Origin of the sequence: Sphingobium ummariense RL-3, assembly GCF_000447205.1 — a bacterium.
GTDB lineage: Bacteria > Pseudomonadota > Alphaproteobacteria > Sphingomonadales > Sphingomonadaceae > Sphingobium > Sphingobium ummariense.
This window is the reverse complement of the sequence record NZ_AUWY01000118.1, coordinates 1-21,517: the sequence shown is the minus strand read 5'-3', so window position 1 is coordinate 21,517 and position 21,517 is coordinate 1. Positions and strand designations below refer to the sequence as shown.

General features: G+C 67.0%; 18 protein-coding genes. 4 read left to right on the top strand and 14 right to left on the bottom strand.

All coding sequences use genetic code 11. From position 1 onward, the window contains the following. Positions 1 to 457: 457 nt before the first annotated feature. Entirely contained in the window at positions 458 to 2,101 is a 1,644-nt protein-coding gene (gene groL / locus M529_RS42200; RefSeq protein ID WP_021319256.1) for a chaperonin GroEL, read from the bottom strand. A 58-nt stretch (positions 2,102 to 2,159) separates the two neighbouring features. After that, on the bottom strand, positions 2,160 to 2,447 hold the full coding sequence (groES, locus tag M529_RS42195) for a co-chaperone GroES (RefSeq protein ID WP_021319255.1): 288 nt from the start codon (positions 2,445 to 2,447) through the stop codon (positions 2,160 to 2,162). Positions 2,448 to 2,803: 356 nt separating this feature from the next. On the opposite strand from groES, the gene M529_RS42190 reads away from it, so the two are divergent. From M529_RS42190 to chrA, 3 genes are all read left to right on the top strand, one after another. Then, a complete protein-coding gene (locus tag M529_RS42190) occupies positions 2,804 to 3,238 on the top strand; it encodes a universal stress protein (RefSeq protein WP_021319254.1) in 435 nt (144 codons plus the stop codon). An 86-nt stretch (positions 3,239 to 3,324) separates the two neighbouring features. After that, positions 3,325 to 4,197, top strand: a complete 873-nt coding sequence (gene yghU / locus M529_RS42185) for a glutathione-dependent disulfide-bond oxidoreductase (RefSeq protein WP_021319253.1) — start codon at positions 3,325 to 3,327, stop codon at positions 4,195 to 4,197. A gap of 146 nt (positions 4,198 to 4,343) precedes the next feature. Further along, complete coding sequence (gene chrA / locus M529_RS42180) at positions 4,344 to 5,669, top strand: chromate efflux transporter (RefSeq protein WP_021319252.1); 1,326 nt, start codon at positions 4,344 to 4,346, stop codon at positions 5,667 to 5,669. Positions 5,670 to 5,678: 9 nt separating this feature from the next. On the opposite strand, the gene ligA is transcribed toward chrA, so the two are convergent. The 8 genes from ligA to truB form a co-directional block, all read right to left on the bottom strand. After that, a complete protein-coding gene (gene ligA, locus M529_RS42175; protein WP_021319251.1) occupies positions 5,679 to 7,790 on the bottom strand; it encodes an NAD-dependent DNA ligase LigA in 2,112 nt (703 codons plus the stop codon). Between the two features lie 303 nt (positions 7,791 to 8,093). Continuing rightward, on the bottom strand, positions 8,094 to 8,465 hold the full coding sequence (locus M529_RS42165; RefSeq protein WP_021319249.1) for a putative quinol monooxygenase: 372 nt from the start codon (positions 8,463 to 8,465) through the stop codon (positions 8,094 to 8,096). Between the two features lie 91 nt (positions 8,466 to 8,556). Next, positions 8,557 to 10,221, bottom strand: coding sequence for a DNA repair protein RecN (gene recN, locus M529_RS42160; protein ID WP_021319248.1), 1,665 nt, complete (start codon positions 10,219 to 10,221; stop codon positions 8,557 to 8,559). 101 nt (positions 10,222 to 10,322) lie between these two features. Next, positions 10,323 to 11,108, bottom strand: a complete 786-nt coding sequence (locus M529_RS42155) for an outer membrane protein assembly factor BamD (RefSeq protein WP_031295300.1) — start codon at positions 11,106 to 11,108, stop codon at positions 10,323 to 10,325. A gap of 67 nt (positions 11,109 to 11,175) precedes the next feature. Next, positions 11,176 to 12,189, bottom strand: coding sequence for a sensor histidine kinase (locus tag M529_RS42150; RefSeq protein WP_031295298.1), 1,014 nt, complete (start codon positions 12,187 to 12,189; stop codon positions 11,176 to 11,178). A gap of 149 nt (positions 12,190 to 12,338) precedes the next feature. Beyond that, a complete protein-coding gene (pnp, locus tag M529_RS42145; protein WP_021319245.1) occupies positions 12,339 to 14,660 on the bottom strand; it encodes a polyribonucleotide nucleotidyltransferase in 2,322 nt (773 codons plus the stop codon). Positions 14,661 to 14,838: 178 nt separating this feature from the next. Then, on the bottom strand, positions 14,839 to 15,108 hold the full coding sequence (gene rpsO / locus M529_RS42140) for a 30S ribosomal protein S15 (protein ID WP_021319244.1): 270 nt from the start codon (positions 15,106 to 15,108) through the stop codon (positions 14,839 to 14,841). A 17-nt stretch (positions 15,109 to 15,125) separates the two neighbouring features. Next, positions 15,126 to 16,118: a tRNA pseudouridine(55) synthase TruB gene (gene truB, locus M529_RS42135; RefSeq protein ID WP_021319243.1), complete on the bottom strand. Its 993-nt coding sequence runs from the start codon at positions 16,116 to 16,118 to the stop codon at positions 15,126 to 15,128. Between the two features lie 97 nt (positions 16,119 to 16,215). On the opposite strand from truB, the gene M529_RS42130 reads away from it, so the two are divergent. Next, on the top strand, positions 16,216 to 16,911 hold the full coding sequence (locus tag M529_RS42130) for an HAD family hydrolase (RefSeq protein WP_021319242.1): 696 nt from the start codon (positions 16,216 to 16,218) through the stop codon (positions 16,909 to 16,911). A 4-nt stretch (positions 16,912 to 16,915) separates the two neighbouring features. On the opposite strand, the gene M529_RS42125 is transcribed toward M529_RS42130, so the two are convergent. The 4 genes from M529_RS42125 to infB all read right to left on the bottom strand — a co-directional run. Beyond that, on the bottom strand, positions 16,916 to 17,494 hold the full coding sequence (locus M529_RS42125) for a thymidine kinase (protein WP_021319241.1): 579 nt from the start codon (positions 17,492 to 17,494) through the stop codon (positions 16,916 to 16,918). Between the two features lie 8 nt (positions 17,495 to 17,502). Next, positions 17,503 to 18,405 (bottom strand): alpha/beta hydrolase family protein, encoded by a 903-nt coding sequence (locus M529_RS42120; protein WP_021319240.1) that lies wholly within the window; start codon positions 18,403 to 18,405, stop codon positions 17,503 to 17,505. Positions 18,406 to 18,704: 299 nt separating this feature from the next. Continuing rightward, positions 18,705 to 19,097, bottom strand: coding sequence for a 30S ribosome-binding factor RbfA (gene rbfA, locus M529_RS42115; protein ID WP_021319238.1), 393 nt, complete (start codon positions 19,095 to 19,097; stop codon positions 18,705 to 18,707). A gap of 123 nt (positions 19,098 to 19,220) precedes the next feature. Then, on the bottom strand, positions 19,221 to 21,517 hold a 2,297-nt coding region (infB, locus tag M529_RS42110), incomplete at its 5' end, for a translation initiation factor IF-2 (RefSeq protein ID WP_021319237.1).

Here is a 21,517-nt window from a genome sequence, read left to right as displayed (position 1 = left end):
GGAAAAGCCCCCGCGACGCGACAGGAACGCCACAGTGGCGCGACACTGACGCGCCACCTACGCGCCAGTCAGGTAACGACAAGGTCACACCGACGCGACAGCGACGCGACAGGGCGGCGCCAGCTGGGCCGCGGGCGAGCAGGCGCGGGAAAGGGGTTGGCCAGCGAAGGGAGGGATCGGATTCCACCGCCATGGTAGATCAGAGGAAATCCTACTTGGGAAGTTCAAACGGGGCGGCGAGGAGCAGGCGATTGCAGAAGTTTCAGGGGTCGTGGGCACCCCTCCACCGGCTCCGCCGGTCCCCTTCGGCAGAGTCGCGTGCCTCTGCCGAACCTTATGGGGGGAAGATGCCATGGCTGCCAATGTCGCAGGCAGCCATTACCCCCTTTCGCCCCCGAAAGGAAAAAGGCCGGCGGATCGCTCCGCCGGCCTCTTCCGGTTCGCCTGAGGACGGGACTTAGAAGTCCATGCCGCCCATGCCACCCATGCCGCCGGGCATGCCCGCCGGAGCAGCCTTGTCTTCGGGCAGCTCGGCGATCGTCGCCTCGGTGGTGATCAGCAGGCCGGCGACCGAAGCCGCGTTCTGCAGCGCGGTGCGCACGACCTTGGTCGGGTCGATCACGCCGGCGCTCACCAGGTTCTCATAGGTGTCGGTCGCGGCGTTGAAACCGAACGAGGTGTCGCCCTGGTCGAGCAGCTTGCCCGAGACGACCGCACCGTCATGACCGGCGTTGCTGGCGATCTGGCGAACCAGGGCGGTCAGCGACTTGCGGACGATGTCGATGCCGCGGGTCTGGTCTTCGTTCGCGCCGGTCAGGCCCTCGATCGCCTTGGTGGCGTACAGCAGCGCCGTACCACCGCCGGGGACGATGCCTTCCTCGACAGCCGCGCGGGTCGCGTGCAGCGCGTCGTCGACGCGGTCCTTGCGCTCCTTCACCTCGACCTCGGTCGCACCGCCGACCTTGATGACGGCAACGCCGCCGGCCAGCTTGGCGAGACGCTCCTGGAGCTTCTCACGGTCATAGTCGGACGTGGTGGTCTCGATCTGGGCGCGGATCTGCTCGGTGCGGGCCTTGATCGACTCGGCTGCGCCGGCGCCATCGACGATGGTGGTGTTGTCCTTGTCGATGGTGACCTTCTTGGCGGTGCCGAGCATGCCGAGGGTGACGTTCTCGAGCTTGATGCCGAGATCCTCCGAGATCACTTCGCCCTTGGTCAGGACGGCGATGTCCTCCAGCATGGCCTTGCGGCGATCGCCGAAGCCGGGGGCCTTGACCGCCGCGACCTTCAGGCCGCCGCGCAGCTTGTTGACGACCAGGGTCGCCAGCGCCTCACCCTCGATATCCTCGGCGATGATCAGCAGCGGACGGCCCGACTGCACGACCGCTTCGAGGATCGGCAGGATCGACTGGAGGTTGCTGAGCTTCTTCTCGTGGATCAGGATATACGGATCGGCGAGCTCGACCTGCATCTTTTCCGGGTTGGTGATGAAGTAGGGCGACAGGTAGCCGCGGTCGAACTGCATGCCTTCAACGACGTCCAGCTCGAATTCGAGGCCCTTGGCCTCCTCGACGGTGATGACGCCTTCCTTGCCGACCTTCTCCATGGCTTCGGCGATCTTCTCGCCGACTTCCACGTCGCCATTGGCCGAGATGATGCCGACCTGGGCCACTTCCTGCGAGCCGGAGACCGGCTTGGAGCGGGCCTTGATGTCCTCGACCACCTTGGCGGTGGCGAGGTCGATGCCGCGCTTCAGGTCCATCGGGTTCATGCCGGCGGCCACCGACTTCATGCCCTCGCGCACGATCGCCTGGGCGAGCACGGTCGCGGTGGTGGTGCCGTCACCAGCGATGTCGTTGGTCTTCGAGGCAACCTCGCGGACCATCTGGGCGCCCATATTCTCGAACTTGTCCTTCAGTTCGATTTCCTTCGCGACCGAAACACCGTCCTTGGTGATGCGGGGCGCGCCGAAGCTCTTGTCGATGACGACGTTGCGGCCCTTGGGGCCCAGGGTCACCTTGACCGCATCGGCCAGGATGTCGACGCCGCGCAGAATGCGCTCACGGGCGTCACGCGAAAACTTTACGTCCTTCGCTGCCATGGTCTTCTACCTCTACTTTCTTACAATCTGGAGAATGGGGGAAATCGGGATCAGTCGTTCAGCCGACGACGCCCAGAATGTCCGATTCCTTCATGATCAGCAGGTCTTCGCCATCGACCTTGACCTCGGTGCCCGACCACTTGCCGAACAGGACGCGGTCGCCGGCCTTGACGTCCAGCGGGGTCACCTTGCCGTCTTCGGCCTTGGAACCGGTGCCGACGGCGACGATCTCGCCTTCCTGCGGCTTTTCCTTGGCGGTGTCGGGGATGATGATGCCGCCAGCAGTCTTCTCTTCCGCCTCGACGCGGCGGACGAGAACGCGGTCATGCAACGGACGAAATGCCATGTTGATTGCCTTTCCCTCAATTTTGGGATCGGGTCAGGCGCGCGATCGATGGGAACCCCCCGTGCGAATCCGCTGCGCCTTGTCCTTCTCCCGATGAACTTCCTGTTGTTAGCACTCCCAGAGGAGGAGTGCTAGCGCGGCTTCATATGGTCGGCACTAAAGTCTGGTCAAGGGGTCCATGCAGAAAATCCGTCGTCCGTCGAGCGGCATGGGACGGACCATGGGAAAGCCGGGTCTTTCTGTTTCCCGAAGCCATGTCTCCCTTCGCTTTCCCCACCGCTTTTTTTCGTTTCGCATGCGTCCTCGCCGGGCCCCGGAACATTCCCCCTCATTGAACCAGGCAAAGGAGAGCAAGGATGCGTTATTCCACCATCGTCGTGGCGGTCGATGTCAACGATCCGATCCATGCCCGCGCCGCCGTCACGCGCGCCGCGGCGATCGTGGACGACGCCGGCATGCTGCACCTTCTTCACGTGCGCTATTTCCTGCCCGCCCGCTATTCCGACCTGCTGGCCGACGATTTCGACACGCGGGAGGAACGGGAGGCGATCAAGGCCATGCGGGGATGGTGTGCCGAAGCCGGGCTGGACGAGAGCCGTTTCAGGATCAACACCCGCAGGGGCCGGGTCAGGGACGAGGTGATCGACGAAGCAGCCCGGACCGGCGCCGACCTGATCGTGATCGGCTCGCACCAGCCGTCGATCGGATCCTATCTGCTGGGATCGAACGCCGCCGCCATCATCCGCCATTCGCCCGTCAGCGTCCTGGTGGTCAGGGCCGAGCCGAAATAATCCCCGACCGTCGAGCAGGCGGTTGCGGCGCCAGCAGCCGCACCCTACCTGCCGGTGCGACATTCGTCAGCACCGGAGTGACCCGCATGACCGACAGCTACACACCGCCCCGCGTCTGGACCTGGGACAAGGCGAGCGGCGGCGCGTTCGCCAATATCAACCGGCCGATCGCCGGGCCGACGCACGACAAGGACCTGCCGGTCGGCACGCACCCGCTCCAGCTTTATTCGCTCGCCACGCCCAACGGGCAGAAGGTCGGCATCATGCTGGAGGAACTGCTGGCCGCGGGCGTCGCCGAGGCGGAATATGACGCCTGGCTGATCAAGATCGGCGATGGCGACCAGTTTTCGAGCGGCTTCGTCGACATCAACCCCAACAGCAAGATCCCCGCGCTGGTCGACCATAGCGTGTCGCCGCCCCGCCGCGTGTTCGAATCGGGGTCTATCCTGGTCTATCTGGCCGAGAAATTCGGCAAGTTCCTGCCGGCCGACGGACCCGCGCGCACGGAGACGCTGAGCTGGCTGTTCTGGCAGATGGGTGCCGCGCCGATCCTGGGCGGAGGCTTCGGCCATTTCTTCGCCTATGCGCCGGAGAAGTGGGAATATCCTATCAACCGCTATGCCATGGAGGTGAAGCGGCAGATGGACGTGCTCGACCGGCATCTGGCAGAGCATGACTACATGGCGGGCGACGACTATACGATCGCCGACATCGCGATCTGGCCCTGGTATGGCGGGATCGCGCTGGGCCGCAGCTATGAGGGCGCGAACGTCTTTCTCGACGCGCCGAAGTACAAGCATCTGATGCGGTGGGCGGAGCAGATCGACGCGCGCCCCGCGGTGAAGCGCGGCCGCATCGTCAACAAGGCGAATGGGCCGCTGGAGGAACAGCTGCACGAGCGGCACGACGCCAGCGATTTCGAGACGAAGACGCAGGACAAGCTGCAGGGCGCGGCCTGATCGCTCCTTTGCCCTCCGTCCGGTCGCGCGGAGGAGGTTCTTGATCCCCTGCCCCGATTGCGCCATTCTGTGCGCATCGGGGCAAGGCAACCTCCCGATCAGGCGTTCCCCGCCCAAGCGTTGCGGCTTTCGAAGCGGAAGGGTGCGTGCGCCCCTCCGAGGGGACGACCGTGCAGCAACCCGGCTTTTCCGACCTCATCCGCGTCTTCGGGCGCATCGGCCTCATCAGCTTTGGCGGTCCCGCCGGCCAGATCGCGCTGATGCACCGCGAACTGGTGGACGAGCGGGGCTGGATCGCCGAAGGCCCGTTCCTGCGCGCGCTGAACGTCTGCCACCTGCTGCCGGGCCCGGAGGCACAGCAGCTTGCGACCTGGATAGGGTGGCGGCTGCATGGGACGAAGGGCGGGCTGGCTGCAGGCCTGCTGTTCGTGCTGCCCGGCGCGGCGGTGATGCTGGGGCTGTCGATCCTCTATGCCTATGCCGCCCGGCTGGGGCCGGTCGCCGCCCTGTTCCTGGGGATCAAGGCGGCGGTGCTGGCGATCGTCGTCCAGGCGCTGATCCGGATCGGGCGGCGGGCGCTCGACACGCGGTTCAAGATGGGGCTGGCGGTGGCGGCTTTCCTCGCCCTGTTCCTCCTGAACCTGCCCTTCCCCGCGGTCGTGCTGGGAGCGGCGGCGATCGGCTTTCTTGCGGCGCGATGGCGGCCGGCCTGGCTGAAGGCGCATGGCGGGCATGGCGAGGCACCGGCCGGGCCGCTGCCCTGGGGGCGCACGCTGCGATCGGTCGCGCTGTGGCTTGCGATCTGGGCCGCGCCGATGGCGGTCATCCTGCTGACGCTGGGGCCGGACCATGTGCTGTGGAAGATCGGCGCCTTCTTCTCGCAACTGGCGGTCGTCACCTTCGGCGGGGCCTATGCGGTGCTCGCCTGGATGGCGCAGGAGGCGGTGCAATCGATGCACTGGCTTTCCCCGCGGGAGATGACAGACGGGCTGGGCCTGGCGGAGACGACGCCGGGGCCGCTGATCATGGTGACGCAGTTCGTCGGCTTCCTGGGCGCGTTCCGCGCGCCCGCGCCCTTTTCGCCGCTGGTCGCGGGGATATTGGGGGCGATGCTGACGACCTGGGTGACCTTCGCGCCCTGCTTCCTGTGGATCTTCAGCGTCGCGCCATGGATGGAGCGGCTGGAGCGGGCGCCCAGGCTGCAGGGCGCGCTGGCGGCGCTGACGGCGGCGATCGTGGGCGTGATCGCCAACCTGACGCTGTGGTTCGCGCTGCATGTGCTGTTCGCGCGGGTGGAAGCGGTCGCCGCCGGGCCGGCGCGGTTGCAGGTGCCGGACTGGGCGAGCATCGACTGGCGGATCGCGCTGATCGCGGCCGGGGCGGCGCTGCTCGTGTTCGTGGCGAAGCGCGGGGTGATGACGGTGCTGGGGTTGAGCGCGGCGGCGGGGCTGGTGCTGAGCGGTTTGACCTAGGCTCCGAAACTATCCCGCCGCCCTGACGATCTCCGCCCAGGCCGCCTCGTCGATCACCTCTATGCCGAGCGCGGCCGCCTGCTTGAGCTTGGAGCCCGCGCCGGGGCCGGCGACGACCAGGTCGGTCTTGGCGCTGACCGATCCCGCCGCCTTGGCGCCGAGGCGCTCGGCCTGCGCCTTCGCCTCGTCGCGGCTCATCGTTTCCAGCTTGCCGGTGAAGACGACGGTCTTGCCGGTGACGGCGCTGGCGGTGGTTTCCACCACATAGTCGGGCGGTGACACTTCGGAGAGCAGGTCGTCCCACAGCTCCTGATTATGCGGTTCGTGGAAGAAATCGGCGAGCGCATGGCCGACCGCGGCGCCGACATTCTCCACACCGATATGCTCGGCGATCGCCTTGTCCAGCTTCGCCTGGGTTTCATGAGGCTGGTCGCGCAGGGCGATGATCTCCTCCGCCAGCGCGCGGATCGCCGGCAGCGTGGTGTAGCGGCGGAGCAGGTCGCGCGCCGTCACCGCGCCGACATGGCGGATGCCGAGGCCGAAGAGCAGGCGCGCGGCGTCCGGCTGCCGCTTCGCCTCGATCGCGGCGAGGAGATTGCTGACCGAGGTTTCCTTCCAGCCCTCGCGCGCCAGCAGTTCCTGCCGATGCGCCTTCAGGCGGAAGATGTCGGCGGGCTCCCTGATCCAGCCGAGGTCGAGAAACTCCTGGATCGTCTTTTCGCCGAGGCCCTCTATGTCGAGCGCCGCGCGGCTGACGAAATGGCGGAGGCGCTCGAAACGCTGGGCCGGACAGATGAGGCCGCCGGTGCAGCGGATGTCGACCTCCCCCTCCTCGCGCACGGCTTCCGAGCCGCAGACGGGGCAATGGTCGGGATAGACGAAGGGCGGGCGGTCCTCTTCCCTCGTCAGGTTCTCCACCACCTGCGGGATGACGTCGCCCGCGCGCTGGACGACGATGCGGTCGCCCGGGCGCACGCCCAGCCGCGCGATCTCGTCGGCATTGTGCAGGGTGACGTTGGAGACGGTGACGCCGCCCACGGTGACGGGGGTGAGACGGCCGACGGGGGTCAGCTTGCCGGTGCGGCCGACCTGGATGTCGATGGCTTCGAGCGTGGTCTGCGCCCGTTCGGCGGGGAATTTGTGGGCGATGGCCCAGCGGGGCGCCTTCGCCACGAAGCCCAGCCGCTGCTGCCAGTCGAGCCGGTCGACCTTGTAGACCACGCCGTCGATGTCGAAGGGCAGGTCGGCGCGCGCCGCCTCGATCGCGCGATAATGGGCGAGCACGGCGTCGAGCGTGTCGACGCAGGTGAGCAGGTCGGAGACGGGGAGGCCCCAGCCCGCGATCGCCTGCATCACGCCGAGTTGCGTGTCGGCGGGGAGCGCGCTATGCTCGCCCCAGCCATGGGCGAGGAAGCGCAGCGGGCGGCTGGCGGTGACGGCGGCGTCCTTCTGGCGCAGCGAGCCGGCGGCGGCGTTGCGTGGGTTGGCGAACTGGCGGGCCTTTTCGGGGTCTTCTGCCTCGGCGAGCAGGCGCTCGTTCAAGGCAACGAAATCGGCCTTGGCCATATAGACCTCGCCGCGGATTTCGAAGAGGTCGGGGACATCCGCGCCTGCGAGCGTCTGCGGAATATCGGCGATGGTGCGGGCGTTGGGGGTGACGTCTTCGCCGGTGGTGCCGTCGCCGCGCGTCGCGGCCAGCACCAGTTCGCCCTGCTCGTAGCGCAGCGAGCAGGACAGGCCGTCGATCTTCGGTTCGGCCGTCAGCGCGACCGGCGCATCCTCCGGCAGCGCGAGGAAGCGGCGCACGCGGGCGAGGAACTCGGCGATGTCCTCATCGGCGAAGCCGTTGTCGAGGCTCATCATTCGGACGGCGTGGACGACCTTCTTCAGCGCGGAGGTGGGCGCGGCGCCGACCTGCCGATTGGGGGAATCGGCGCGGACGAGGTGCGGATAGGCCGCCTCCAGCGCGTTGTTCTCGCGGATCAGCGCGTCATAGGCGGCGTCGGTGATCTCCGGCGCGTCCTGATCGTGGTAGAGGCGATTGTGCCGCGCGATCTCCTTCGCGAGGCGCATCAGGCGGTTGGCGGCATCGGCTTCGGTGAGGGTGGCGGGGTCGGTCATATCAGCGGTGCATAGCCCCAGTCGTGCTCCTGCGAAAGCATGAGCCCAGGGTTCGGGGTCACTCCCGTCAACCATGGGCTCCTGCTTTCGCAGGAGCACGGTGGAGTGAGGCCTATCGGTTCGATGCGGTTGGGAGGTCAATCTTCACGGCGTGCGTAGGAATAGGCGTGAGCAGGATAATGCCACCGCTGATTAGGCCGAGAGCGCATAGCACGTACCGCTTTTCCCGAAAATCGACGGCGGCGCGGGCGAGGCAGAAGACGCCCGCGAAAGCCATGCCCCAGATCGCAAGCATCGTGACCATCACACCCCCGCAACCGGCACCGTTTCGAAATGCTGCGGGAAGCCCGCGATGATCGGGCGGGCTTTCGCGATGGCGGCACGGACGGTGGGGAGCTTGAGCGAGGCGGCATGGCTTTCGCGGCTGTCCCAGACTTCGGTGATCCAGATCGCGTCCGGGTTCGCGGTGTCGAGCGCCACGACATAGGACAGGCAGCCGGGCATGGCCTGCGTCGATTCCGTGAGAATGGCGACCAGGTCTTCGCGCTTGCCAGGCTGGGCGAGCATCTGGCCGATCAGGCCGTAGCGGGGCTTGGTTTCCTGCGCTGCGGCGGGGAGCACGCTGGCGGCGAGCATCCCGGAGCCAATCGCTATCAGTTCGCGGCGACTTTGCATCCTCTACTCCGTTCGGGCTGCGCTTGAAGTCCTGCATTTTTCTTGAAGAAAGAAAGGCCCTTCGACAAGCTCAGGGCGAACGGGAAGAGGGTCACACCCGTTCCAGCAACCGCTCGGCCTGCGCACGTGCTTCCGCCGTGATTTCCGCGCCGGAGAGCATTCTCGCGATCTCCTCGCGCCGTTCGGCCTCGTCCAGCGCGTGGACGCCGGTGCGGGTCACGGTACCGTCACTGGATTTCGCGATGAGCATATGGCCGGCGCCGCGCGCGGCGACCTGGGGGCTGTGGGTGACGACGAGGATCTGGTTAGTCCGGGCAAGCCGCGCCAGCCGTTCGCCGATGGCGGAGGCGACCGCGCCGCCCACGCCCCGGTCGATCTCGTCGAAGATCAGCGTGTCCGCCCCGCCCTGCTCCGCCAGCGCGACCTTCAGCGCCAGGATGAAGCGCGACAGCTCGCCGCCCGAGGCGATCTTGACCAGCGGCGCGAAGGGCGCGCCGGGGTTGGTGGAAATCTCGAACTCCACCCGGTCCATGCCCTGCGGGCCCCATTGCCCCTCGTCGAGCGGCGCGACGACGGTGCGGAAGCGCGCGGCATCGAGCTTGAGCGGCGCCAGTTCGGCCGCGACCGCCGCGTCGAGCCGGCCAGCAGCCATCTGTCGTTCGGCCGACAGCGCCTGCGCGGCGGAACGATAGACAGCAGCCTTGTTCACCACCTCCGCCTCCAGTGCGGCGACATGCTCCTCTCCGCCCTCGATCGCGGCGAGCCGGGCCGCCATGTCCTGCGCCAGCGCGGCAAGATCGTCGGGCTGGACCTGATGCTTGCGGGCGAGGCCGCGCAGGTCGAACAGGCGGGTTTCGATCGTATCGAGGCGGGCCGGGTCGAAGCTGAGCGCCTCAGCCGCCTCGGCCAGCCGGTCCTCCGCCTCCCCCGCTTCGATCACCGCGCGGTCGAGCGAGGCCAGAACCTCGGCCAGCGCAGGATGCTCGCCCGCGATCCGGTCGAGCCGCCGTGCCGCCTGCCGCAACTGGGCGAGGCCGCCGTCCGATCCGGTGAGGCATTCCGCGACCGCCGACAGGTCGTCGGACAGACGCGCGCCCTTCTGCATCGCGGCGCGTTCGTCGGCTAGCGTCGCCTCCTCCCCCGGCTCCGGGGCGAAGCGGGACAGCTCCTCGACCGCATGGGCCAGATAGTCGCGATCGCGCGTGGCGTTATCCAGCGTTGCGCGGGCCTGCGCCAGCCGATCTACGGCGTCGCGCCAGGCGGCATGCGCCTGCGTCACGGCGGCGAGGTCGCTGCGGCCATAGGCGTCGAGCAGCGCCCGGTGGCCGCGCGGGTTGAGCAGGCCGCGATCGTCATGCTGGCCGTGAATCTCCACCAGTGCGCCACCCAGCTCCCGCAGCAGGGCGGCGGAGCAGGCCTGGTCGTTGACGAAGGCGCGGCTGCCGCCGTCGGCCTTCAGCGTGCGGCGGATGAGAAGCGACTCGCCCGGCTCCGGTTCGATGCCGTTTTCCGCCAGCAGCGCCCAGGCGCGATGATCATGCGCGGGCGGATCGAAGGTCGCCGCGACGCTCGCCTGCGCCTCCCCGGCTCGCACGAGCCCGCTGTCCGCCCGGGCGCCGAGCGCCAGCCCGAGCGAGTCGAGCAGGATCGACTTGCCCGCCCCCGTCTCACCCGTGAGCACGGAAAGGCCCGCACCGAATTCCAGGTCCAGCGCCTCGATCAGCACGACATTGCGGATGGAGAGACTGGTCAGCATTCCACTCGGTCCAATCTCAAAACCGTTCCGGGACTTCTTAAAGAGAAGTGGAGCCCTTCGACAAACTCAGGGCGAACGGACATGGGATTTACCTCCCGGATTTATGCCTTCCCGCCATGCCGCTCCATCAGCTTGTAGCTGCGCTCATACCATTCCGAGCCGGGATAGTTGCGGCCGAGGACGGCGGCGGCCTTCTGCGCCTCGGCCGGAATGCCGAGCGAGAGATAGGATTCGACCAGCCGCTCCAGCGCCTCGGGCGTGTGGGTGGTGGTCTGGTACTTGTCGATCACCGTGCGGAAGCGCAGCGTGGCAGCGAGCCACTGGCCGCGCCGCTGGTAGAAGCGGCCGATCTCCATCTCCTTGCCGGCAAGGTGATCGTTGACCAGGTCGACCTTCAGCCGCGCGTCGGCGGCGTAGCGGGTGTCGGGATAGCGGCGGATCAGTTCGCCCAACGCATCGAGCGCCTGCTGCGTGATCTTCTGGTCGCGGGTGACGTCGGCGATCTGCTCATAATAGCAGAGCGCGATCAGATAATAGGCGTAGGGCGCGTCCTTGTTGCCGGTATGGATCGACAGGAAGCGCTGCGCGGCCGAGATCGATTCGGGATAGTCGCGGTTCATATAGTAGCTGAACGCGGACATGAGCTGCGCCCGGCGGGCCCAGGGCGAATAGGGGTGCTGGCGCTCGACCTCGTCGAACAGGGCGGCTGCAAGCTTGTACTGGCCGCGGTCGAGCCGGTATTTGCCCGCATTGTAGAGGGTGGAGACATCGCGGGCGACATATTGGGTGTCGGCCTTGTTCTTCGACGTCGCGCAGCCGGCAAGCAGGCCAGCAAGCAGGAGCGGTGCGGTGGCCGCGCCGATGCGCGTCAGGTTTTTCGTCAGCATGGCCGGGTCATAGCGAAGCCGATGCCCCGCGCCAAGCGGCAGAATGGGGGCCACCGCTCCCCGCGCGTCAACGAGGCGGGGCCGGCAGGTCCAGCCGGGCGCAGGCGCCGCCGCCCGGTGCGGCTTCCAGCGCGAAGCTGCCGCCCAGCTGCGTCGCCAGCGCGCTGGCGATGCGCAGGCCAAGGGACTGGCCGTCGATCCGGAAGCCGGGTTGAAGGCCCCTGCCGTCGTCGACCACGCGAAGCACCTGCCGCCCCCCCTCCTCTTCCATCGAAATGAGGATCTGGCCGGCACGGTCGGGCAGGCCATGCTCGATCGTATTGGCGACGGCTTCCGCCACGATCAGGGCCAATGGCACGGCGACATGGGTTTCCACCCGTACCTCCCCCGGCACGGATACCGCGACGACGATGTCGCGCCGGCCGCTCGCCTCGATCACGTCGGCCACGAGCGTGGACAGGAATGCCTGCATGTCCCGCCCTCCCCCCGAAGGATCATAGAGTTCGCGGCTGATCTTCCCCACCAGGGCGAGACGGGCCGAGGCATCATCCAGCGCCCTGCGGGCAGCGTCATGGTCGACCTGGCGCCGCTGGAGCGAGAGCATGGCGGCCACCACCTGCAGGTTGTTGGAAATGCGATGCTGCAACTCGTGGAACAGCAACTCGCGATTTTCGGCGAGCACACGGTTGCGCTCCCGTTCCACCGCCAGGTTGAAATTTGCGTTCTGCATGAAGTGGATGAGCGTGATGTCGACGGCAACCACGCCCGAATAGAAGAGCAAGACCATCGCCACGGCAGGGTTCAGGGAAAAGCTGTGACCGCCGGGGATGAAGAAATACCAGGACATGAGGCCGCCCAAGATCGCGGCGAAAATGCCCGGCCGCACACCGAACAGGAAGGAAGAAAGGATGACGGCTGGGAAAAAGGTCAGGAATGGAAAGCCCGACGGCACCATATCCGCGGTGACGAGACGGATGCCGAGCCCGACCAGGCATAACAAGCCGGACAGAAGATAAGCGTATAGCGGGTGGGGCAGCACCAACGGCAGCCGCTCTACAAAACGCTCGTTCCTGCGCTGCATAGCGCCCCCTGATAATCTGTCGTTACAGTAACAAAACTTTGCGGGGACGCCACTGATCTGGATCAGTCTGACGGCGAATGACAGCAAAAAGGGGTGCCCGTCGTTCCGGGCACCCCTCATTCAGGCAGATTCGTTGATGATGCGGCGGATCAGTCCTGGGTCAGGAAGTCCGGCAGGCCCGCATTGGAGCCGTCATCATCGCCCTTGCCACCTTCGTTGCGGGGACCGCGATCCCGACGCGGGCCGCGATCGCCGCCCCGGTCGCCACCGCGTCCGCCCCGATCGCCGCCGTCGCGACGCGGGCCACGGCCCCGGTCACCACGATCGCCGCGCGGTTCCCGCGGTTCACGGGCGGGACGGGTGTCCTCCAGCTCCTCGCCGGTTTCCTGATCGACGACGCGCATCGACAGGCGAACCTTGCCGCGCGGGTCGATCTCGAGCACCTTGACCTTCACTTCCTGACCTTCCGACACGACGTCGGTCGGCTTCTCGACACGCTCGTTGCGCATCTCGGAGACGTGGACGAGGCCGTCCTTGCCGCCCATGAAGTTCACGAAGGCGCCGAAATCGACGATGTTGACGACCTTGCCGGTGTAGATCTTGCCGACTTCCGCTTCCTCGACGATGCCGAGGATCCACTTCTTGGCGGCTTCGATCTGCGACATGTCGGACGAGCTGATCTTGATGATGCCCTCGTCGTCGATGTCAACCTTCGCGCCGGTTTCCGCGACGATCTCGCGGATGACCTTGCCGCCGGTGCCGATGACGTCGCGGATCTTCGCCTTGTCGATCTGGATCGTCTCGATGCGCGGGGCATGGGCCGACAGCTCGGTGCGGGTCGAGGACAGGGCCTTGCTCATCTCACCGAGAATGTGGGCGCGGCCTTCCTTTGCCTGACGCAGCGCGACTTCGAAGATTTCCTGCGTGATGCCGGCGACCTTGATGTCCATCTGCATGGTGGTGATGCCCGCTTCCGTGCCCGCCACCTTGAAGTCCATGTCGCCCAGGTGATCCTCGTCGCCCAGAATGTCGCTGATGACAGCGAAATCCTTGCCTTCCAGGATCAGGCCCATGGCGATGCCCGACACCGGACGCTTCAGCGGAACGCCGGCGTCCATCATCGAGAGCGAACCGCCGCAGACCGTCGCCATCGACGACGAGCCGTTGGACTCGGTGATGTCGGAGAGGACGCGGATGGTGTAGGGGAAATCTTCCTTGCTGGGCAGCACGGGGTGCAGCGCGCGCCAGGCGAGCTTGCCATGGCCGACTTCGCGACGGCCCGGCGCGCCGAAGCGGCCCACTTCGCCGACCGAATAGGGCGGGAAGTTATAGTGCAGCATGAAGCTTTCATAATGAACGCCCGTCAGGCCGTCGATCATCTGCTCGGCGTCCTTGGTGTCGAGCGTGGTGGTGCAGATCGCCTGCGTCTCGCCCCGGGTGAACAGCGCCGAACCATGGGTACGGGGCAGGAAGCCGACCATCGCCTCGATCGGACGGATCTGGGTGGTGGTGCGGCCGTCGATGCGCTGGCCGTCCTTGAGGATCGCCGTGCGGACGATCTCCGCCTCCAGCTTCTTGGTCAGCTTGATGCCGGCCATCACGGTCTGGGCGTCCAGGCCGTCCTGCGCGAACATCGCCTTCGCCTTGTCGCGCGCGGCGTTGAGGGCGCTGGAGCGGGCCGACTTGTCGGTCAGCTTGTATGCGGCGGCGATGTCGGCACCGATCAGGCCCTTGAGCTTCGCCTTCAGCGCGCCCAGATCGTCCTGCGCGGCCATTTCCCAAGGCTCCTTGGCGGCCTTCTCCGCGAGCTGGATGATCGCGTCGACGACCTTCCGGCTTGCTTCATGGGCGAACAGCACTGCGCCGAGCATGACCTCTTCCGACAGCTCCTTCGCTTCGGATTCGACCATCATCACCGCGTCATGGGTGGCGGCGACGACCAGGTCGAGCTCGCCTTCCTTCACTTCGTCGAGCGAGGGGTTGAGCTGATATTCGCCATCCTTGTAGCCGACGCGCGCGGCGCCGATCGGGCCGAGGAACGGCACGCCCGACAGGGTCAGCGCGGCCGAAGCGGCGATCATCGCCACGATGTCGGGCTCGCTGTCGCCATCGAAGCTCAGCACCTGGGCGATGACATTGATTTCGTTGTAGAAACCCTCGGGGAAGAGGGGGCGGACCGGACGGTCGATCAGGCGGGAGACCAGCGTCTCCTTTTCCGTCGCACCGCGCTCACGCTTGAAGAAGCCGCCGGGGATGCGCCCCGCGGCCGAATATTTTTCCTGATAGTGGACGGTGAGCGGGAAGAAGTCCTGCCCGTCCTTCACCGACTTGGCGGCGGTCACGGCGCACAGCACCACCGTCTCGCCATAGGTCGCCAGCACGGCGGCGTCGGCCTGACGCGCAATACGGCCGGTCTCGAGCGTGAGGGTCTTGCCGCCCAGCTCGATCGAAACTTTCTTTACATCGAACATTGGTTTTTTCCTTCGCCCGCGCGGCCCTATTGCCGGGCGGGGCCTGTCTTGCGGACTAAACCGGCCCGCAGCGGTTTTGGGGCATCGTCTGGCCCCTTGAACGGAACAGGTCGCCGGATTGCGCCTCTTCCGGAATCGGAAACGGCCCCGCTGGGGGGCCGTCCCTTCTGTAGCAGGCTTACTTGCGCAGGCCCAGCTTGGCGATGAGGTCGCTGTAGCGGCCCTCATCCTTCTTCTTCAGATAGTCCAGCAGCGAACGGCGCTTGTTGACCAGCATCAGCAGGCCGCGACGGCTGTGGTTATCCTTGTGGTGGCCCTTGAAGTGCTCGGTCAGGTTGGCGATGCGCTCCGAGAGGATCGCAACCTGGACTTCCGGCGAACCGGTGTCGCCCTCGGCACGGGCATGTTCCTTGATAAGCGCTTCCTTGCGCTCCGCAGTGATCGACATCGGGCTTCCTTTCGTATCTAGAGATTGAAGCCGCGCACCACCCGGATTTCCGGGCCACTGGACTCCACCAGCGCGACGGGCGTATCGCCCTCCATCGCCAGCAGGAGACCGGTGTGCGGTTTCCCGACCAGCACTTTCCCCTGTCGGAGAGCCAGCGCTTCATCGGGAGAGACGGAGAGAGCCGGGATGTCGTCCAGCCCCGCCGTCAACGGCAGCATGAGCTGCGCGATGGCGCCGCCCCTAGCAGCTTCGTCCAGTTTGTCCAGCGAAATCGCGGAATCCAGGGTGAACGGCCCGGCCTTGATCCGGCGGAGCATGGTGACATGGCCCACCGTGCCGAGCGCCAGCGCGATGTCGCGGGCGAGGGAGCGGATATAGGTGCCCTTCGAGACATGGGCGGTGAGGGTGATCTGATGAACATCCTCCCCTGGAAGGGGAGGTGGCAGGGCGAAGCCCTGACGGAGGGGTGTCCCGCCGTCGAGAGGGTGACACCCCTCCACCACCCGCTTCGCGGGCGGTCCCCCTCCCCTTGCAGGGGAGGACTTCAAGGTGAGTGCATGGATCGTCACCGACCGCGTCTTCATATCCACGTCCTGCCCGGCGCGGGCGAGGTCATAGGCGCGCTGGCCGTCGATCAGGATGGCGCTGTAGGCGGGCGGGGCCTGCTCGATCGGGCCGGTGAAGCGGGGGAGAACCGCCTCCACCTGCGCAAGCGTCGGGCGATGGTCGCTGGTGGCAATCACCTGCCCCTCCAGGTCGAGCGTGTCGGTCTGCGTGCCGAAGGCAATCGTGAAGTCGTAGATCTTGTCGCTGTCGAGCATCCGGCCCGCAAGCTTCGTCGCCTCGCCGACCGCGACAGGCAGCACGCCGGTCGCCAGCGGATCGAGCGTGCCGCCATGGCCGACCTTCCATTTGCCCGCTCCGCTGACGCGCAGCGCGCGCTTGACCGCGCTGACCGCCTGGGTGGAGCCGAGGCCATGGGGTTTATCGAGGATGATCCAGCCGTGCATGGCGGCGGTCCCTAGCCCCACTGCCCTGCCCTGTCAGCCCCCCCCACCCGGCCCAACCACTTGTCGTGCAGCACGCACGCGCGATAAGGGGACGCGCATGACGATCCAGCTCATCTGCCTCGATGCCGACGACACGCTCTGGCACAATATGCGCCATTTCAACGCGACTGAGGATGCGCTGCTCGACATGCTGCGCCCCTTCGCCGACGCCGATGTGACGCGCGAGCGGCTCATTACGTGCGAGACGCGAAACTTGCCGCTCTACGGCTATGGCGCGAAGGGCTTTACCCTCTCGATGATCGAGACGGCGGTGGAGCTGGCGGGCCAGGCGCTTTCGGCCGGGATGATCGAGCAGATATTGGCGGCCGGGCGCGCGCTGCTGGCGCATCCGGTCGAGCTGTTCGACGGTGTGGAGGAGACACTGCGCGCGCTGGCCGACATTGCACCGCTGGTGCTGGTGACGAAGGGCGACCTGCTGCATCAGGAGAGCAAGCTGGCGGCGTCGGGGCTGGGCGACCTGTTTTCCGGGATCGAGATCGTCAGCGACAAGAGGGCCGACACTTTCCGCAGCCTGTTCGCGCGGCACGATGTCGCGGCGCGGGCGGCGGTGATGGCGGGCGATTCGATGCGGTCGGACATATTGCCGGCGCTGGAGGCGGGCGCATGGGCCGCGTTCATTCCGCAAGAGGGCGCCTGGGCACATGAGGTCGCCCGTGCGCCGTCCGACCATGCGCGGTTCGTGCAGTTGGAGCGGCTCGGCGATCTGCCGGGCTGGATCGCGACGCTGGACTGACGGCTCAGCCGCGCATCCGCTCGACGAAATGGCGGCGGCAAAGCGCGACATAATTGTCATTGCCGCCGATCTGTGTCTGCGCGCCCTGATGGACCGCGCGGCCATGGACATCGACGCGCAGGTTCATCGTCGCCTTGCGCCCGCATTCGCACACCGTCTTGATCTCGCTCAGCGTGTCGGCGAGGGCCAGCAGATAGGCGCTGCCTTCGAACAATTCGCCCTGGAAGTCCGTGCGCAGGCCATAGCAGAGCACGGGGATGCCGAGGTCGTCGCACACCCGGCCGAGTTGCCATACCTGCGCCTGGGTCAGAAACTGCGCTTCGTCGATCAGCACGCAGGCGAGCGGGGTTTCGAGATGCCGGGCAGCGACAGCCGCGAACATATCCACGGCGGGATCGAACAGATGGGCCCGCGCCTCCAGCCCGATGCGCGACACCACGCGGCCGCGGCCGTAGCGATCGTCGACCGCCGCGGTCCACAGCATCGTTTCCATGCCGCGCTCCTGATAGTTGAAGCTCGACTGGAGCAGCGTGGTCGATTTCCCCGCGTTCATCGAGGAATAGTAGAAATAGAGCTTGGCCATCGGGATGCCTAACGGATGGTCGGCGCCACGACCGCCAGGAAACGCACCAGCGCGTCGGCCAGCGCGATGCGCTTGTCGGAAAAGCTGTGGTCGGTCGGCCAGACCATCAGCCGCGCATCCGGGTTGACCGCCTGCGCGTCGGCGGCGACCTTGCGCGCCATGGCGCCGATCCCCCGTTCCGCGCCGACGATCATCACCGGGCGGCGGCCATAGCCGGCAAGGCGGCGGCCGAGGTCGAACTTTTCGGTGCCGGCCTTGATCTCTTCAGTCAGGCTTTCATAGGTCGCGCCATTTAGGGGTGGCAGATCGCCTGCCACCTCCGCCTTCCACCCCGCCTCGCCCTGCGGCGTGGCGAGCGAGGCGACGGTCTGCGAGGGATCCCAGGGGTCGATCAGAAACAGGCCCGCGACGCGCGGTTCCGACGCTGCCGCATCGGCGGCCATGAAGCCGCCCATGCTGTGCCCCGCGACGACGATGGCGCTGGGGTCGATGCGATATTTCGCGGCGGTCGAAGGCTCCTCCAGGAACAGCAGCGCCGTCCACGCATCCTCGGCCGCGTGGGTGAAGGAGAAGGTGCCGGGGCTGCCCCAGGAGCCGCGATAGTGCAAGGTCAGCACGTTCCACCCGGCACGGCGCGCGGCCTGCGCCAGGTCCAGATTCTGCTCATTGCCCGGAAAGCCGTGCAGCAGGAGGAGCGTGGGATGCCGCCCGGCGCCCGCCGCGGTGTACATGACCGCGTTCATCGCGCCGTCCTGCGCCGGGATGACAAAGGCGCTCATGCCCGGCGGATTGGCGGCATCCGGCGCCGGGTCGGCGATGACGGCGGGGTGGATGGGCGGTTCCTTGGCGGAGGCGGACGGCAAGCAGGCCAAGGCCATCGCCAGGGACACCGGAATATGCAGCTTCCTCATAGGACAAGCGTCTCCACCCGCACCGGCGCATGTTCGCCTGCATGCGCTGCTAACGCACGATCGAACGTAACGAAAGCGTCCGCCTGCGCCGACGCGACCAAATGAACGAGATCGGCGAAGTCGCTCCTCAAGGCGAAACGCTCGACGGCCCAGACGACGCCCTACCGCGCCTCTATCTCCACATCCGGCAATTCCAGCAGCACCTGCAAGGCCGTGACGGTCTCTTCGCGGCTCAATCGATAGCGCGACCGCAACAGCCACGCCGTTTCAAGAAAAGATGCGTCTTACCGATGGGAGAGTCAATCGTCGGGCTGCTCCAGATCGCGGGCGACCTTGGGGTCGCGGAGCAGTCGGTCGATGTGGCTGCCTTCGTCGAAGCTCTCGTCCGCCAGGAATTTGAGTTTCGCCGCATATTTGAGGCGGATGCGGTGCGCGACCTCGCGCTGGAGATAGGCGGTGTTGGTGCGCAGCGCCTTCAGCACCGCCTCCTCGTCCTGGCCCAGAAGGGGTTTCACGAAAACGGTCGCGTGGCGCAGGTCCGGCGACATGCGCACTTCCGTCACGCTCACCACATGCTTCGCCAGCACGTCGTCATGAACGTCGCCGCGCATCAGGATGTCGGACAGGACATGGCGCACCTGTTCGCCGACGCGGAGGAGGCGGACGGAGGGGCCTTCGGGTTGGTTGGACATGCTTCCTCCCCTCCCGCTCGCGGGAGGGGCCGGGGGTGGGCTCTTCCCACCGGCCTTTCAGTTCAGGAGAGGGCGAGCCCACCCCCTACCCCCTCCTCCCGCACGCGGGAGGGGGGAACATAGTTACAGCGTCCGCGCGCGTTCCTCGACCTCGAACAGTTCGAGCGTGTCGCCGACCTTGATGTCGTTCGTGTCCTGAAGGACCGCGCCGCATTCCATGCCCGCGCGCACCTCCGCCACGTCGTCCTTGAACCGGCGGAGCGAGGCGATGTGGGTACGGGACACGATGACGTCGTCGCGGGTGAGACGCGCCGACAGACCCTTGCGGATGATGCCGTCGAGCACCAGCAGGCCCGCCGCCTTGTCCTTCTTGCCGGCCGGGAAGACCTGCAGCACCTCGGCGCGGCCGACGATCGTCTCGATGCGTTCGGGGGCGAGCTGACCCGCCATCTCGTTGCGCACTTCCTCGATCAGGTCGTAGATCACGTCATAATAGCGCAGCGAAACCTTGTCGCGCTCCGCCAGCTGGCGTGCCTTGGCGTTGGGACGGACGTTGAAGCCGATCAGCGGCGCCCGGCTGGCCGCGGCCAGCGTCACGTCGCTTTCGGTGATCGCGCCGACGCCCGAGTGCAGGATGCGGACCTTGATCTCGTCGGTGGAGATGCGATTCAGCGAGCTGACGATCGCCTCGACCGAACCCTGCACGTCGCCCTTGATGACCACGGGATATTCGATGACGCTGTTGTGCAGCGCCGAGAACATATGCTCGAAGCTGGTCGGGGCCGTGGTGGTCCGCTTCCTGGTCGCCTGCTCCTGGCGATAGGCCGCGACCTCACGGGCGCGCGCCTCGTTCTCCACGACGGTCAGCTGGTCGCCCGCCATCGGCACGCCCGACAGGCCCAGCACCTCGACCGGGGTCGAGGGGCCGGCGGCCTTCACATTCTGGCCCTTGTCATTGATGAGCGCGCGCACCTTGCCGCTTTCCGCGCCGATGACGAAGGTGTCGCCGACCTTGAGCGTGCCCTTGCGCACCAGCACCGTGGCGACCGCGCCGCGGCCCTTGTCGAGCTGCGCCTCGATCACATTGCCTTCGGCCGGGCGATCGGGGTTGGCGGTGAGTTCCATCAGCTCGGCCTGGAGCATGATCTTGTCGAGCAGATCGTCGAGGCCGGTTTTCTTGAGCGCGGAAACCTCCACGTCCTGGACGTCGCCGCCCATGTCCTCGACCACGATCTCATGCTCCAGCAGGCGCTCGCGCACGCGCTGGGGATTGGCCTCCGGCTTGTCGACCTTGTTGATCGCCACGATCATCGGCACGCCGGCCGCCTTGGTGTGGTTGATCGCTTCGATCGTCTGCGGCATCAGCCCGTCGTCGGCCGCCACCACCAGGATGACGATGTCGGTGACGTTGGCGCCGCGGGCGCGCATTTCCGAGAACGCCTCATGGCCCGGCGTATCGAGGAAGGTGATGAGGTCGCCGCCCTTGGTCTTGATCTGATAGGCGCCGATATGCTGGGTGATGCCGCCGCTTTCGCCCGACACCACATTGGTGCCGCGCAGCGCGTCGAGCAGGCTGGTCTTGCCATGGTCGACATGGCCCATGATCGTGACCACGGGCGGACGCGGCTTCAGCGTCTCGGGCGCATCAACCTCGCCTTCCATGCCGATTTCGACGTCGGCTTCGGACACGCGCTGGATGCGGTGGCCGAATTCCTCGACCAGCAGCTCCGCCGTATCCTGGTCGATCGGCTGGTTGAGCGTGACGGCGGTGCCCATCTTGAACAGCGCCTTCACCAGATCCGCGCCCTTTTCGGCCATGCGGTTGGCGAGTTCCTGCACCGTGATGCTCTCGGGCACCACGACGTCACGAACCTGCTTCTCGCGCTGCTGCGCGCCGCCGGCATAATGGGCGCGCCGCTCCTTCTCGCGAGCGCGCTTGAGCGCGGCGAGGCTGCGGGCGCGGGCGCTGTCGTCGTCCGCAAGCGCCCGGGTGACGGTGAGCTTGCCCGCCTGACGGCGGTTGTCGTCGCCGCGCTTGGCGCGATCGGGCTTGGCCGGCTCGGGACGCTTCACCGGCGCGACCGGGGTGAAGCGGCGCGGCGGCGGGGCAGCCGAAGTCGTGGTGGCGGTGGACGCCGGACTCTCCTGCCCCTCGGCGGCAGGCGCTGCCTCCGCGGCGGGCGCGGGTGCTTCGGCCGGGGCCTGTTCCTCGGGCTGGCGCGCGGGTTCCGCCTCGGCAGCCTCCGCGGCGAGACGGTTCTCCTCGGCGCGGCGCTTCTCTTCCTCGCTGGCCGCCAGGCGCGCGGCATCCTCGCGGCGGCGCGCTTCCTCCAGCGCGGCCATGCGGGCTTCCTCAGCCTCGCGCAGCAGCTTCGCCTGAAGCTCCTGACGCGACATCAGGCTCTGCGGCGGGGTATGGC

Excerpts from the sequence above, each read along its gene's own strand:
- groL (WP_021319256.1), bottom strand. The coding sequence starts at position 2,101 with ATGGCAGCGAAGGACGTAAAGTTTTCGCGTGACGCCCGTGAGCGCATT.
- groES (WP_021319255.1), bottom strand. The coding sequence starts at position 2,447 with ATGGCATTTCGTCCGTTGCATGACCGCGTTCTCGTCCGCCGCGTCGAG.
- M529_RS42190 (WP_021319254.1), top strand. The coding sequence starts at position 2,804 with ATGCGTTATTCCACCATCGTCGTGGCGGTCGATGTCAACGATCCGATC.
- yghU (WP_021319253.1), top strand. The coding sequence starts at position 3,325 with ATGACCGACAGCTACACACCGCCCCGCGTCTGGACCTGGGACAAGGCG.
- ligA (WP_021319251.1), bottom strand. The coding sequence starts at position 7,790 with ATGACCGACCCCGCCACCCTCACCGAAGCCGATGCCGCCAACCGCCTG.
- M529_RS42165 (WP_021319249.1), bottom strand. The coding sequence starts at position 8,465 with ATGCAAAGTCGCCGCGAACTGATAGCGATTGGCTCCGGGATGCTCGCC.
- recN (WP_021319248.1), bottom strand. The coding sequence starts at position 10,221 with ATGCTGACCAGTCTCTCCATCCGCAATGTCGTGCTGATCGAGGCGCTG.
- M529_RS42155 (WP_031295300.1), bottom strand. The coding sequence starts at position 11,108 with ATGCTGACGAAAAACCTGACGCGCATCGGCGCGGCCACCGCACCGCTC.
- M529_RS42150 (WP_031295298.1), bottom strand. The coding sequence starts at position 12,189 with ATGCAGCGCAGGAACGAGCGTTTTGTAGAGCGGCTGCCGTTGGTGCTG.
- pnp (WP_021319245.1), bottom strand. The coding sequence starts at position 14,660 with ATGTTCGATGTAAAGAAAGTTTCGATCGAGCTGGGCGGCAAGACCCTC.
- rpsO (WP_021319244.1), bottom strand. The coding sequence starts at position 15,108 with ATGTCGATCACTGCGGAGCGCAAGGAAGCGCTTATCAAGGAACATGCC.
- truB (WP_021319243.1), bottom strand. The coding sequence starts at position 16,118 with ATGCACGGCTGGATCATCCTCGATAAACCCCATGGCCTCGGCTCCACC.
- M529_RS42130 (WP_021319242.1), top strand. The coding sequence starts at position 16,216 with ATGACGATCCAGCTCATCTGCCTCGATGCCGACGACACGCTCTGGCAC.
- M529_RS42125 (WP_021319241.1), bottom strand. The coding sequence starts at position 17,494 with ATGGCCAAGCTCTATTTCTACTATTCCTCGATGAACGCGGGGAAATCG.
- M529_RS42120 (WP_021319240.1), bottom strand. The coding sequence starts at position 18,405 with ATGAGGAAGCTGCATATTCCGGTGTCCCTGGCGATGGCCTTGGCCTGC.
- rbfA (WP_021319238.1), bottom strand. The coding sequence starts at position 19,097 with ATGTCCAACCAACCCGAAGGCCCCTCCGTCCGCCTCCTCCGCGTCGGC.